The organism is Methylobacterium thuringiense (assembly GCF_022179645.1).
GTDB classification, from domain to species: Bacteria; Pseudomonadota; Alphaproteobacteria; order Rhizobiales; family Beijerinckiaceae; genus Methylobacterium; species Methylobacterium thuringiense.
This window is the reverse complement of sequence record NZ_BPRA01000004.1, coordinates 44,198-57,980: the sequence shown is the minus strand read 5'-3', so window position 1 is coordinate 57,980 and position 13,783 is coordinate 44,198. Positions and strand designations below refer to the sequence as shown.

Genomic DNA, 13,783 nt, shown 5'->3' with positions numbered 1-13,783 from the left:
CGGGTTAGCGCCCGGCCTTGCCGAGCTGATCGAACAGCCCGCCATTGTCGAAGTTCTTCTTCTGGATGTCGTCCCAGCTGCCCTGGAGATCCTCGATCTTGAAGAGCTTGATCTCGGGCAGCAGCGCGAGATCCTCCTTCTTCGCGGCCTCGCGCTTGAGCGGGCGATAGTGGTGCTTGGCGAAGATCGCCTGGGCCGCGTCGGTGTAGAGGAACTGCAGGTAGGCCTCGGCCTGCTTACGGGTGCCTCGTCTGTCGACGTTCGCGTCCACGAGGGCGACCGGCGGCTCGGCGTAGATCGAGGTCGGCGGCACGACGATGTCGAACTTGTCGCGACCGAACTCGTCGAACACGAGATAGGCCTCGTTCTCCCAGGTCGGCAGCACGTCGCCAAGGCCGCGCTGGGCGAAGGTCACGGTGGAGCCGCGGGCGCCGGTGTCGAGGACGGGGACCTGCTTGTAGAGCTGGCCGACGAAGGCGTTGGCCTTCTCGACGTCCTTGCCGTTCTGCTCGTAGGCGTAGCCCCAGGCCGCCAGGAAGTTCCAGCGGCCGCCGGCGGAGGTCTTGGGGTTCGGGGTGATCACCTTGACGTCGGGCTTGGCGAGGTCGCCCCAGTCCTTGACGCCCTTCGGGTTGCCCTTGCGCACCAGGAACACCACGGTCGAGGTGTAGGGCAGCCCCTCGTTGGGGAGCTTCGTGCGCCAGTCGGGCGAGATCTTCTTCGAGATCCGGGCGATGGCGTCGATGTCGGAGGGAATGCCGAGCGTCACCACGTCGGCCGGGATGCCGTCGATCACCGTGCGCGCCTGAGCGCCCGAGCCGCCATGGGCCGCACGCACCGTGATCGTCTCGCCGGTCTTGGCCTTCCAGTCTTCGGCGAAGGCCGCGTTGATGTCCTTGTAGAGCTCGCGCGTCGGATCATAGGAGACGTTCAACAACTCGGACTGCGCGCAGGCGGGTGCGCTCCCGGCGAGCGCGATCGACGCGCCGAAGGCCGCGGCGAGAACGGTTTGCCCGAGGGAATTCGAGAGACGCATGGCGAAGTCCTGAAGAAGCCGGTCGACCGCGTCCGAAATGGCAATCGGCGCGCGAGATGAGGTTGTCGTTCCTTAAAACGAACGCTGTCAAGCCTGTCCGCCCCGCTATTTGTGCGCTGCGGCAGCCCCGGATGTCGGTCGGAATTCTCCTCGCCTCAAGGCAGCCACGGCAGAAGAGATCGATCTTCTGCCGTGGCCGCATAAAACAGCCATAACCATCTCCAAAGCGCCCGTTCGTTAAAACGGATATGTCGATGGATACGGCGTCGGGAGAAATAGAGCCGTGCGCCTCGGCGCGAGCCCCTTGCGGCGAAAGCGGCGCGGTTCAGTTCCGCAGCGGCTTCGCACCGATTTCCATCCGGAAGATCGTCGTCGGGAATCGCACCGCCGTCGTGCCGCCGTTGAAGCCTTTCGTCCGGTTCATCTGGGCGGCCGGGATCCAGAGACCGCCGTCGTCGTCGATCCACATCGCGTCGACCCAGACGAGGCGCGGGTCCTGAACCAGCGTGGTCGTCTCGCCGTCCGGTGCGATCTTGAGGATGCGGAGATTGTCCGTATCGCTCGCGTAGATGTTGCCGGCCGCGTCGATCGCGGTGCCGCCCGTCGCGACGGTGGCGGCATGGATGGCGACGTGTTTTGCCCGCTCCGCGTCGGTCGCCGCGGCATCGTCGAGCCATTGCGTCTCGATGCGGTAGAGGGGGCCGGTGCAGGGTTGGTAGTAGAAGGTCTTGCCGTCGGGCGAGACTTCGATCTGATCGGCGTGGACGGCGATGGGCTTGCCCTTCGGATCGAGCAGCACTTTGTTCTCGCCCGTCAGGGGCCGCTGCGCGATCGTCGAGACATGTCCGTCGAGGACGCGGCGGGTCTCGCCGCTGTCGAGGTCGAGCACGATCAGCCCCGGCTGGCCAGCATCGGTCAGGTAGACCTTGCGGCCGTTGAAGCGGAAATCGTCGACGAAGCTCTTTTCACGGCTTCCGGCTTCGAGCGGATAGACCCTGCGGACGGTGTTCGTCGCGAGATCGATCTGCACGAGCTTGGCCCCGCCCGGCAATGGCGCCTCGCCGAAGCCGGCAGCGCCCTTGTCGACCACCCAGAGGTCGCCGTCCGGCCCGATCCGGATCGCGTTGACGCCGACGAAGGCCTTGGCCGCGTCCTCGCCCGGCTTCCAGGCGTTCCAGGCCTCGTTCGGATAGGCGACGGGCTTGCCGTTCTTCCACTCGCCGAGTTCGATGCCCTTCGATTTCTCCTGCCGCTGGAACGGCGAGAAGATGCGGCCGTCCTTCGAACGGGTCACGCCGTTGAAGATGAGGTCGGCGGAGCGGAGCGCCGGCGTCAGCTGGGCGGCGGCGTTCGCCGTATCCTCCTGCGCGTGGCCCGGCTGAGTCAGGGTGAGGGACAGGAGGACGGCCGGCAGGATCGCTCGCATGAGGGCTCGGATCTGAAATGACAGAGATTGCGCCGCCGCGACACGGCTCTGCGGCGGATGGCGGGAGAACACCCGAACGCAGCAACGGTTTCCGCGATGGGCGAGGCGGCCCGTGGGGACGCTCCGGGGCTTAACCCTTCGTTCACCACGAATCGGCAAGCTTGGCGTCATGGTCGCTTTGGTCGCCATCGCTTGCCTGCTGACGCTGGGTCTGGTCCTGGCCGGCGGAGCCAAGGGCGTGGCGATGCACGACGCCAACCGGCAATGCGACGGCTACTGGTAGCCCTCAGCCGAACAGATCCACCGTCACGAAGCCCTTCGCCTCCAGACGCTCCGCCAGTACCCGGCGGTGGCAGCCCGCGGGATCGCGCTCGAAGCAGAGCAGGCAGATCGGCGCGCCTTCTGCCAGTTCGATCAGCTGATCGAGGGCGAGGCCGCCATCGGCGGTGTCGAGGACCTCCTCGCAATAGATTTTGCGCATCAGCGCCGCATCGTGGGCGCGGGCGGCCTGGCGGCCCGCCTTCGGCGTGCCGAGGGAGCGGAAATGGTCGTAGCCGAGGCCCACCTCCTCCAGGCCCGCCTTCAGCGCGCCCTTCGAGAAACCGCGCTTTCGCGAGTTGGCGACGGCGCGGACATCGGTGAGCCGGGCCACGCCCGCATCCTTCAGTGCGGCCGTCAGCCGCTCGGGATCGAGACCTTCGTAACCAATGGTAAACAGGGTTTTCGCCACGTCGGCCTCACGTGATTGTCGCATCGGTTCAATGGTTTGCTCGGAACAGCGACAGCGCCGCGCGAGCCGTTTGTGCTGTTTGGGCAACGCTTGCCGGCAATCTGTTCCGTTGCCGTCAAACCTCCGTTAACCGCGTCTAGGGCATCGATTAGCCATACAGATGGCGCGGCCGAGGTCGAGCGGGGGCACGATGTCTTTGGGGAACGAGTCTTGTCTCGCGCCTGCGTCTCGAATCCGTCGCTGGATCGGGCGCGCCGCGGCCGTCGTCCTGCTGACGGGCCTCGCCGCCTGCGCCGGCGACACCTTCAATTATTACCCCACCAAGGGCGATACGAAGCCTCATCCGGGCGTGGCCAAGGCCAAGCAGCATCCGATCCAGGGCATCGACATCTCGAAGTGGCAGGGCCCGATCGATTGGGCCTCGGTCCGGGCGGCCGGGACGCAGTTCGCCTTCATCAAGGCGACCGAGGGCGGCGACCATGTCGACGACCGCTTCCGTGCGAACTGGGACGGGGCGGCCCAGGCCGGCGTGCCCCGCGGCGCCTACCATTTCGTGTTCTGGTGCCGCTCCGCCGAGGAGCAGATGGCCTGGTTCAAGCGCAACGTCCCGAACGATCCGAGCGCCCTCCCCCCGGTGCTCGACGTCGAATGGAATGGCCATTCGCAGAGCTGCCCGCGCAAGCTCCCCAAGGCCCAGGCTTTGGCCATGACGAAGTACATGCTCGTCGAGATGGAGCGCTACACGGGCAAGCGGCCGATCATCTACACCGACATCACCTTCCACAAGGACGTGCTCGAGGACGAGCTGCCCGACTACCCGCACTGGCTGCGCTCGACCGCCGCCGAGCCCGAGCAGCGCTTCGCCAACCGCAAGTGGATGCTGTGGCAGTTCACCTCGACCGGCCGCGTCCCCGGCGTGCGCGGCGACGTCGACCGGAACGCCTTCTACGGCACGCCCGCCGAGTGGGCCTCGTTCCTCTCGACGGATTGCGATCCGCGCGAACATCCGCGGCTGGCCGGCCAGGGATTGTGCACGGGCAGATAGTCGGGAACCCGACACAACCAGTCGTTGGACGAGCCTTGCGAGGTCCACGGCATTGCTTCAGTGTCGTGGTATCCTTGCCAAGGATCTAGCAACCCGGAGTAATCGGCGAAACTGTATATTTCCATACAGACGCCGACGAGGACGGTGCGTTACGCAGTCCGGCAGACGAACCGTGAACATAGCACAGCGAATGCCGGCACCGAGCGAGCTCCTGGAAAGCAACCTTCTGCTCAAGGCGCTTCGGAGGGCGGATCGCTCCTTGCTCGAGCCGCATCTCGAGCTCGTCGAGTACGGGCGCGGCGACACGGTCTTCGCGGCCGGCGGCGACATCTCGTACATCACCTTTCCCTGCGACCGGACGGTGGTGACCCTCCTGATCGCGATGGCGGACGGCCGCAGTGCAGAGACCGCCACCATCGGCCGAGAGGGCGCGGTGGGCGGCATCGTCAGCAATGGTGGATTGCCGGCTTCGACCCAGGCCGTCGTGCAGCTCGGCGGTCAGGTCCTTCGGATCGATTCGAGCCGCCTGCAGGAGGCCAAGCGGCTCTCCGAGCCCGTGCGCAACCTGTTCAGCCGCTACGCCGACTGCCTTCTGGCGCAGGTGCTGCAATCGGTGGCGTGCAATGCCCTTCACCCGATCGAGTCGCGCTGCCTGCGCTGGCTGATGACGCTGCAGGACAGGCTCGGCTCGGACGTTCTGCCGGTGACGCAGGAGCTGCTTGCCGCGATGCTCGGGGTACAGCGCACCTACCTCACCCGCATCCTGCGGACCCTCCAGGACCAGGGCCTGATCGAGGTCGGGCGCGGTCGCATCACAGTCATCGCCCGCGCCGCGATCGAGAAGGCGGCGTGCGAGTGCCACGGCTCCGTCCGGCGCCACTTCGACGCCGTCCTGGGCACAGTCTACGGACCGACCGGGCGCTTCATCGCTTTCGAACCACCCCCGACACCGAGGCCGGGACGCAAAGGCCGCGTCGTGCCGTTCGTGGAAGACGCGGATTCTTGAGAGCCGCGACCCGCCGACCCGCTATTGCGCGGGGCTCGGCGCAGGCCCGGCGCCACTGCCCTGCTTCCGCTCCTCCGGCATCTCCCTCCGCAGCCGGTCGGCCGCGACGTAGAAGACCGGCGTGACGAACAGCGTCAGGATCGTCGCCACCAGAAGGCCGCCGATCACCACCGTCCCCATCGAGAGCCGGGCGTTCGCGCCAGCTCCGCTCGCGATCGCCAGCGGCACCGAGCCGAGGATGAAGGCGAAGGAGGTCATCAGGATCGGGCGCATGCGCAGGCGCGTGGCGTGCTGGGCCGCCGCGAGCGCGCTCTCGCCCTTCTCGCGCAGCTCTTCCGCGAAGGAGACGAGCAGGATGGAGTTCTTGGCGGCCAGCCCCACGAGCAGCAGCAAACCGATCTGCCCGAACACGTCGAGCGGCATGCCGCGCAGCGCCAGCGCGCCGATCGCGCCGAAGATCGCGAGCGGCGTGGCGAGCAGGATCACCAGCGGCAGGCGCAGGGACTCGTACTGCCCGGCCAGCACGCAGAAGATCATGAACACGCCGAAGCCGAAGATGATCGGCGCGTAGCCGCCAGCGATCTTCTCCTGGAAGGCGACCTCGGTCCATTCGGCCGAGAAGGTGCGCGGAAGCTCCTTGTCCGCCAGCGCCTCGATGTCGGCGATGGCTGTGCCGGAACTCGCCGTGGCCTCCAGCGCGATGGAGACCTCGATCGCCGGATAGGTGTTGTAGGACAGGACGGCCGTCGGCCCGGAGGCGAAATGCGGCTGCACCAAAGAGCCGATCCGCACCGGCTGGTTCTGGCTGTTCAGCACCGTTAGCGCTTCGATGTCCGAGAGGGTCCGCCTGCCGGAATCCTCCGCCTGCAGATAGACTTGGTAGACGAAGCCGAAGCGGTTGAAGAGGTTGATGTAGGAAGAGCCGACATAGGCCCCGAGCGCATCGAACAGCCGCGAGAGCGGCACACCGAGCTGCTCGGCCTTGGCGCGGTCGATGTCGAGCCGGATCTGCGGCACGCCGAACTCGGTCGTCGGTGCGGCGCTCGCGATGCCGGGCAGCGCCTCGATCTTCTTGATGAACTCGCCCGCGGTCTTGGCGAGGCCGAGGCCGCCATTGCCGCTGCGGTCCTGGATCTCCAGGGTCAGGCCGCCGCGCGTGCCGAGCCCCGGCAGCGGCGACGGGTTGGCGACGCGGACTTCGCCGTCGGGATCGTTCCTGAAGCGCTTCTCCGCGTCCGCGATCATGTCGTTGACCGTCGTCGTGCGCTCGCCCCAGTTCTTCATCACCGGGATGTTGAACCCGTAGAACGGGGCCACGGTATCGGCGAGGAAGCTGCGTCCGCCGACGCCGACCGTGTGGTCGACGTCGGCCCGCTCGCGCAGGTAGCCGCCGACCCGCTGCACCATCGCTTCGCTGCGCGCGACGGACGCTCCCTTCGGCAGGGCGACCTCGATATAGGCATAGCCTTGGTCCTCGTCCGGTACGAAGCCGGTGGGGCGCAGGGTGAACAGCCAGAAGGTCAGCCCGGCGAAGATCGCGAACACGGCGAGCGTCAGGACGATGTGGCGCGAGAGCGGTCCGGCGGTCGCTGCGACTGCGTTGGCGCTGCGCTCCAACGCCGTGTCGAACCAGCGCAGCGGCGCTCGCCACCACGAACGCTTTTCGCCCTCATGCGCGCGCAGGAGCAGGCCGCAGAGGGCTGGGGTCAGGGTCAGCGAGACCAGTCCCGAGATGCCGACCGAGATCGCGATGGTCAGGGCGAACTGGTTGTAGAGCTTGCCCGTCAGGCCCGGAATGAAGGCCACCGGTACGAACAGGGCGGCGAGCACCAGAGTCGTTGCGATGACGGGGCCGGCCACCTCGTTCACCGCCTCGCGCGAGGCCGCCTTCGGTTCCATGCCTTCGCCCATCAGGCGTTCGGTGTTCTCGACCACGATGATCGCGTCGTCGACGACGAGTCCGACCGCGAGCACCAGACCCAGCAGGCTCAGCGTATTGAACGAGAAGCCCAGCGCCGCCATCGGCCCGAAGGTGCCGATCAGCGCCACCGGCACCGCGATCGAGGGGATCAGCGTCGCACGCCAGTTCTGCAGGAAGAGGTAGGTGACCACGATGACGATCAGGATCGCTTCGACGAGGGTGTGCACCACCTCGTAGATCGCCTCCTTCACGAACTCCGTGCGGTCGAGCGCGATCTTGTAGTGCAGGCCCGGGGGGAAGCTCTTCGCCAAATCCTTCATCGTCTCGCGGGCGCCGTCCATCACCTCGACGGCATTGGCGTCGGGGTTCTGGTAGATGCCGAGCGTCGCCGAGGGCTTGCCGTCGAAGCTCGACGTAACCCCGTACTGCTCGGAGCCGAGTTCGACCCGGGCCACATCCGACACACGGACCACCGAACCGTCGGGATTGGCCCTGAGGACGATGTTGCCGAACTCCTCGGGCTTGGTCAGGCGGCCCTTGGTGACGATCTGCAACTGGAACGGCGTCGGGTTGTCGAGCGGCGGCTTGCCGAGCGAGCCGGTGGTGATCTGGGCGTTCTGGGCGGTGACCGCCTCCCGGACCCGGTCGACGCCGATGCCGAGCCCCTCCATCTTGGCGGGGTCGAGCCAGAGCCGCATGGCGTAGCGCATCTGCGAGAAATTCTGGATGCGCCCCATGCCGGTGACACGCCGCAGCGGCTTGATCACCTGCGTCTCTGCCCAGTTCGAGAGGAAGAGCTCGTCGTAGCCGGAGCCCTCGTCGGCATAGAGCACGATGTTGCCGAGCTGCTGGCGCGAGCTCTTCTGGATTTCCAGGCCCTGGCGCTGCACGGCCTCCGGCAGCTTGTCCTCGGCGCGTTTGGCGCGGGTCAGCACGTCGGCGGCGGCGCCGTTGAGGTCGTAGCCGACCTCGAAGGTCGCATCGATCGAGACGCTGCCGTCGGTGCTCGACGTCGAGTTGATGTAGAGCAGGCTCTGCGCGCCGTTGATCTCCTGCTCCAGCGGGATCGCGATCGACTCGTAGGCCTGCTGGGCGCTGGCGCCGGGATAGCTGGCCTGAATGTTGATCACCGGCGGCGCGATCTCGGGATACTGCGCGATCGGCAAGGTCACCCCGGCGACGATGCCGACGGCGATGATGATGATCGAGATCATGGCCGCCAGGATCGGACGGTCGACGAACTTGGCGAACATGCGTCTTCGTCGAACTCCCGGAACCGCAATCGAGCTTGCAACGTGTTCGCTCTCGGCGTGTTCCTCTGTCGGCTGGAGCGTCGTGGGGCGGATTCGGTCTTGTCCCGCGGGAGCGTCTGGTGCGGTCAGGTCTCGGTTTCGTTGTCGCCGGCGCGCTGATCGCGACGGCGGGGGTCGGCGGCGGTGTCTGGTGGGCCGCCGGCCATCCGATTCCGAATTTCTTGGCCGAACACTTCCACACGACGAAGCGGGCCGAGAAGCCCGAGAGGGACGATCCGCGCATCGACGTCCGCGTCGTCCAGGCCTCCCAGCAATCGGTCCCGATCGCCTTCGAGTACACCGGCACGATCATTTCGCCGGCCGATGCCGAACTGCAGGCGCGCGTCTCCGGCAAGGTGATGGAGCGCTCCTTCGAGCCCGGCGGGCACGTCAGGAAGGGTCAGTTGCTCTTCAAGATCGATCCGCGCCCGTTCGAGGTGGCGCTGCAGACGGCCAAGGCGCAGCAGGGCCAAGCCAAGGCGGCCCTCGAATTCGCGCAGGCCGAACTCAGCCGGACCGAGCAACTCGTCGAGAAGGGCTACGCCTCCGAGCAACGCAACCAGCAGAACCAGTCGAACCTCGCAGGCGCCCTGGGCAAGCTGCAGGAAGCCGAGGCGGCCATCGCCCGGCAGGAGCTCAACCTGAACTACGCGGAGGTCAACGCGCCGTTCGACGGCCGCTCCAGCCTGTCCCTGGTGAACACCGGCGACATGGTCATCGAGAACCAGACCAACCTCGTCTCGGTGGTCCAGGTCGATCCGATCGACGTGCAGCTGGCGCTCTCCTCCGAAGACGTCGAGGCGGTGCGGCAGGCGATGCACAGCGGCGCGGTGAAGGTCCAACTTCTCGACGAGCGCCGTAAGCCGGTGCGTGAGGCGACGATCTACAAGCTCGACAACCGCTTCGATCCGCGCACGGCGCGGCGCCTCGTGCAGGCCAAGGTCGAGAACAAGGACGAGCGCTACCTGCCCGGCCAGTTCGTGCGCGCCCGCGTCGAGGTCGGGCGGCAGGAGCGCCTGCTGGTGCCGACCTTCGCCCTGTCCTCACAGCTCGACCAGCAGGTCGTCTGGACCGTGGCCGAGGACGGCACCGTGCACATGATCCCGATCGAGACGGGCGACGTCTACGGCGAAAACACCGCCATCGTCAGCGGCTTGAAGCCGGGCGTTCAGGTTGCTGTCGACCACCTCCAGGGCCTGCGCCAGAACCTGAAGGTGAACCCGCGCGCAGGCGGCGAGGTAAGCGCCATCGCCGACGAGCCGGCCCAGGGCGAAGCGCGGCATTGACGATGATCCACGTCGTCCGGTCGCGCCCCGCCGCGGCGGCGCGAAGGTAAGGACAGCTCAGGCCGCCCGTACCGTGGCCAGGAACCCGCCGATCTCCGATCGCAGCGCCTGCGCCTGCAGGGCGAGATCGCTCGCCGCCGAGAGCACCTGGGCCGAACCGGCGCTTGCGGAATCCGCAGCCTGCGCCACGCCGGCGATGTTCTCGGAGACGAGGCGGCTGCCCTGCGACGTTTCGGCCGTCGTGCGGGCGATCTCCGTGGTCGCCGCCCCCTGCTCCTCGACGGCGGAGGCGATGTCGGCGGAGATCCGCGACAGGTTGCGGATCGTCGCCGTGATGCCGGAGATTCCTCTGACGGAGGCCTCGGTCGAGGTGGTGATCTCGCCGACGCGGGCCGCGATCTCCTTCGTAGCCTTCGCCGTCTGGCTGGCGAGGTCCTTGACCTCCGCCGCCACCACGGAGAAGCCGCGTCCCGCCTCGCCCGCGCGCGCCGCCTCGATCGTCGCGTTGAGCGCGAGCAGGTTCGTCTGCCCGGCGATCTCCGAGATCAACCCGACGATGCTGCCGATGCTGCCGGCCGCAGTGGCGAGGCGCTCGACCTCTTCCGTCATGCGGGTGGCGTCGTGCTCGGCGGTGCTGGCGGCGTCCGCGGATGCGGTCACCTGCATGGCGATCTCGCGGATCGAAGCCGACAGCTCTTCGGTCGCCGCCGCGACGGTGTCGGAGGAGCGGGCGGCCTGTTCGGAAACCTGTGCCACCGCCGTGCTGCGGCTCGAGGTTTCGCCGGCTGTGGCGCTCATGGCGCGAGCCGCGGCTTCGAGTTGATGAGAGGCCGCCGAAACGGCCTCGACGATTCCGCCGACCCTGGCCTCGAATCCGTCGGCGATGCCCATCATCGCCTCCCGCTGGCGGGCGGCCTGCTCGTCGCTCATCCGCTCCTGCGCCTCGCCGGCCAGACGGCGTTCCCTCACGCTGTCGCGGAAGTTGGCGGCAGCGGCGGCGATGGCGCGCACCTCGCTCGGCCCCTTCGCGGCGATCTTCATGTCGGTCCGGCCCTGGCCGATGGCCGTCAGCGTCTCGGCCAGTCGGGTGAGCGGTCCGGCGATGGCCGAACCGAGGCCGAAGGCGACCATCACCGAGAGCGCGAAGGTGGCAAAGCCCGCCCCGGCCCACATCCGGATGGCGGCCTCGGCCTTGCCACGCACGGCCGCGGCCTCCGTGGCGATGTCGGCGGTCAGCTGGTCCTCGATCGTCTTGAGGCTGTCGATGCGCTGCGTCGCGAGCTTGAACCAGCCCTTGGCATCGGTGAAGAGCAGCGGCTGGCCGGGGATCGTGTCGAGGGCGATGCCGCGGATGCGGGCGACCTCGCGGGCCGGCTCCGAGGCGTTGGCGGCGTCGAGGGCCGCACCGTGTTCGGCCGGGCTGCCGGCGCGGAACAGGCCCTCGAAGGTCGCCTGGCTGGAGGCGAGCCCGCTCAGGCGCTTGAGCCCGGCCAGATCGAGGTTGCCCGAGGCGAAGATGCCGGAGGCCGCGGCCCGCTCCTGGCCGGCGAATTCCTTGAGCGAGAGGAAGGCGGAATAGGCCGAAATGCGCGCGCCGATCGCGGGATCGGACGCGACTCGCGAGACGTCCCGCACGACGTCGAGGGCCTCGGCGATGATGCCCGTGTAGCCTGCCGTCCCCTGCGGCGGCGTCAGCGAGACGGTGTCCACCGCCCTGCGATGCGCGTCGATCGTGGCGAGGCTGGAGCGCAGGTTCGCGACCTTGCGGACGAAGCCGTCTCCGAGGCCGTCGATCTCTATGCTGTCGAGACCGCTCAAGAGCGGCCCGCGCGTACCGTCGAGGGACTGGCGCTGCGCCGTGAGTTCGCTCCCGAACTGCGCGCCCTTCGCGCCGAGGAACAGGCTCGATGCGCCGCGTTCCTTCTGCGCTTCGTGCACGAAGAGGCTGATCTTGCCGGACAGGGCGACGAGCCCTTCCAGGCGGGCCATCTCGCGGCCCTGGGCCATGCGGTCGAACACCGCCAGCATCGCGACGACCGCGAAGGCCAGGCAGGGAATCAACGCGACGGCGACGATGCGGCCGCGAAGGGACGAGACGAAACCGCCGGACATGCGATCAACCTGAACTGTCGGAACTCGCTCGAACGTTGAACATCGACGGTAAATACTTCGCTGCCGTGTGGGCCGGACGCCTGACGAGGAGGGGGGCGACACCGGCTGCGAACACGGGCTGGACCTGCGCGTCCTCCGCTCCGAAGCGAAGAGCCAGCCGTGTCCATTCCTGCAGGGGGCGAGATGACCGACAATGCGCCGACCGGATCGACCGGCCGCTTCGATGTCGCGGCCATCGCGGCGTCTCTGCCCGAAACGGCTTCGACGCTTCTCGTCGACACCTCTCTGACCGACCGCGCGGCGGCGAGCGCGCGCGTCTTTCGCGTCTATAGGCCGACGCCGCCGCACGACCTGCGACAAGTATCTCTACGTCGTGGCCGGGCGCGGCACGTTCTGGATGGGGGATGCCGGCACCGAAGCCGAGTTCGGCCCGGGCGAACTGCTGTTCTTCGAGAAGGGCACCGTGCACGCCCTCCCGCAGATTCTGGCCGAGCCGCTGGTGTTCCTGACGGTGGACACGCCGCGGCGCGATCCCGCCGACATCGTCTTCGCCAACCCGGAGGACGAGAGCCCCGCGACCTTCATGGCGCGGAACGCGTCTTCCTGAGGCAACCTACTGCATCTTCGAAAAGATCTCGGAGACCTGGGGGATGTCTTTGTCGCCGCGGCCGGAGAGGTTGAGCACCATGAGGTGGTCGGCCGGACGCTGCGGGGCGAGATCGACCACCCGGGCGAGCGCGTGCGCCGGTTCCAGTGCCGGGATGATGCCCTCCAGCGAGGAGCACAGCTTGAACGCCTCCAGCGTCTCGCCGTCCGTCGCCGAGAGATAGGTGACGCGGCCGGCCTCGTGCAGGAAGGCGTGCTCCGGGCCGATGCCGGGATAGTCGAGGCCTGCCGAGATCGAGTGCGCGTCGGCGATCTGGCCGTCCTCGTTCATCAGCAGGTAGGTGCGGTTGCCGTGCAGCACGCCCGGCTTCCCGCCCGAGAGCGAGGCGGCGTGCAGGCCGCTCGAAATGCCGTGCCCGGCCGCTTCGACCCCGAAGATCTCGACGTCGCGGTCGTCGAGGAAGGGATGGAACAAGCCCATGGCGTTCGAGCCGCCGCCGATGCAGGCGATCAGCGAGTTCGGCAGCCGGCCTTCGAGGGCCAGCATCTGTTCCCTCGTCTCGCGGCCGATGACCGACTGGAAGTCCCGCACCATGGCCGGATAGGGATGCGGCCCCGCCACCGTGCCGATGCAGTAGAACGTGTCGGCGACGTTCGTGACCCAGTCGCGCAGGGCCTCGTTCATCGCGTCCTTGAGCGTCCGGGTACCGGATTGAACCGGAATCACCTCGGCGCCGAGCATCTTCATGCGGAAGACGTTCGGCGCCTGCCGCTCGACATCGACGGCGCCCATGTAGACGACGCATTTCAGGCCGAAGCGGGCGCAGAGCGTGGCGGTGGCGACGCCGTGCTGGCCGGCGCCCGTCTCGGCGATGACCCGCGGCTTGCCCATGCGGCGTGCGAGCAGGATCTGCCCGAGGACGTTGTTCACCTTGTGCGAGCCGGTGTGGTTCAGCTCCTCGCGCTTGAAGTAGACCTTCGCGCCGTTGCCCGCCGGAGCCGTCGCGCGCAGGTGCTCGGTCAGCCGCTCGGCGTAATAGAGCGGGCTCGGCCGGCCGATATAGTGGGTACCGAAGGACTCCATGTCCGCCTTGAAGCCCGGATCGTCCTTGGCGGCCTCGTAGGCCTTCTCCAACTCCAGGATCAGCGGCATCAGCGTCTCGGCGACGAAGCGCCCGCCGAAAATGCCGAAGCGGCCGCGCTCGTCCGGACCGGTGCGGAAGGAATTGGGCTCGGGAGCGATGGTCACGGACGATGTCCTTCGCGAAGGGATTTTCGTGGATGTTGCGCCTGCGTAGACCTGTCGACGGCGGCCTGCAATGC

Annotated in this window: 9 protein-coding genes and 1 pseudogene; 4 read left to right on the top strand and 6 right to left on the bottom strand. The window is 67.7% G+C overall.

Annotated features, from left to right (window positions below; all coding sequences use genetic code 11):
* Positions 1–4: 4 nt before the first annotated feature.
* The 3 genes from MFF07_RS05080 to MFF07_RS05070 all read right to left on the bottom strand — a co-directional run bounded on the left by MFF07_RS05080 (position 5) and on the right by MFF07_RS05070 (position 3,192).
* Positions 5–1,036: a sulfate ABC transporter substrate-binding protein gene (locus MFF07_RS05080; RefSeq protein WP_147814879.1), complete on the bottom strand. Its 1,032-nt coding sequence runs from the start codon at positions 1,034–1,036 to the stop codon at positions 5–7.
* Positions 1,037–1,361: 325 nt separating this feature from the next.
* The gene (locus MFF07_RS05075; RefSeq protein ID WP_147814881.1) at positions 1,362–2,462 is read right to left on the bottom strand and encodes an SMP-30/gluconolactonase/LRE family protein; all 1,101 of its coding nucleotides are present in this window, start codon (positions 2,460–2,462) and stop codon (positions 1,362–1,364) included.
* Positions 2,463–2,748: 286 nt separating this feature from the next.
* The gene (locus MFF07_RS05070; protein ID WP_147814951.1) at positions 2,749–3,192 is read right to left on the bottom strand and encodes a DUF488 domain-containing protein; all 444 of its coding nucleotides are present in this window, start codon (positions 3,190–3,192) and stop codon (positions 2,749–2,751) included.
* A gap of 190 nt (positions 3,193–3,382) precedes the next feature.
* Here MFF07_RS05070 and MFF07_RS05065 point away from each other — a divergent pair, with 190 nt between their 5' ends.
* Both MFF07_RS05065 and MFF07_RS05060 read left to right on the top strand, forming a co-directional pair.
* The gene (locus MFF07_RS05065) at positions 3,383–4,237 is read left to right on the top strand and encodes a glycoside hydrolase family 25 protein (protein WP_147814883.1); all 855 of its coding nucleotides are present in this window, start codon (positions 3,383–3,385) and stop codon (positions 4,235–4,237) included.
* A gap of 190 nt (positions 4,238–4,427) precedes the next feature.
* Positions 4,428–5,243 carry a Crp/Fnr family transcriptional regulator gene (locus tag MFF07_RS05060; RefSeq protein WP_147814885.1) on the top strand — a complete coding sequence of 272 codons (816 nt, stop codon included), beginning with the start codon at positions 4,428–4,430 and terminating at the stop codon, positions 5,241–5,243.
* A 21-nt stretch (positions 5,244–5,264) separates the two neighbouring features.
* Here the strand turns inward: MFF07_RS05060 and MFF07_RS05055 are convergent, their stop codons facing one another.
* On the bottom strand, positions 5,265–8,417 hold the full coding sequence (locus MFF07_RS05055; RefSeq protein WP_147814887.1) for an efflux RND transporter permease subunit: 3,153 nt from the start codon (positions 8,415–8,417) through the stop codon (positions 5,265–5,267).
* Between the two features lie 119 nt (positions 8,418–8,536).
* On the opposite strand from MFF07_RS05055, the gene MFF07_RS05050 reads away from it, so the two are divergent.
* Positions 8,537–9,742 carry an efflux RND transporter periplasmic adaptor subunit gene (locus MFF07_RS05050; protein ID WP_238230861.1) on the top strand — a complete coding sequence of 402 codons (1,206 nt, stop codon included), beginning with the start codon at positions 8,537–8,539 and terminating at the stop codon, positions 9,740–9,742.
* A gap of 57 nt (positions 9,743–9,799) precedes the next feature.
* On the opposite strand, the gene MFF07_RS05045 is transcribed toward MFF07_RS05050, so the two are convergent.
* Positions 9,800–11,854, bottom strand: coding sequence for a methyl-accepting chemotaxis protein (locus MFF07_RS05045; RefSeq protein WP_238230859.1), 2,055 nt, complete (start codon positions 11,852–11,854; stop codon positions 9,800–9,802).
* A 183-nt stretch (positions 11,855–12,037) separates the two neighbouring features.
* On the opposite strand from MFF07_RS05045, the pseudogene MFF07_RS05040 reads away from it, so the two are divergent.
* A pseudogene (locus MFF07_RS05040) lies at positions 12,038–12,461 on the top strand (cupin domain-containing protein).
* A gap of 6 nt (positions 12,462–12,467) precedes the next feature.
* Here MFF07_RS05040 and trpB read toward each other — a convergent pair.
* Positions 12,468–13,709 (bottom strand): tryptophan synthase subunit beta, encoded by a 1,242-nt coding sequence (trpB, locus tag MFF07_RS05035; RefSeq protein WP_147814894.1) that lies wholly within the window; start codon positions 13,707–13,709, stop codon positions 12,468–12,470.
* Positions 13,710–13,783: the final 74 nt, after the last annotated feature.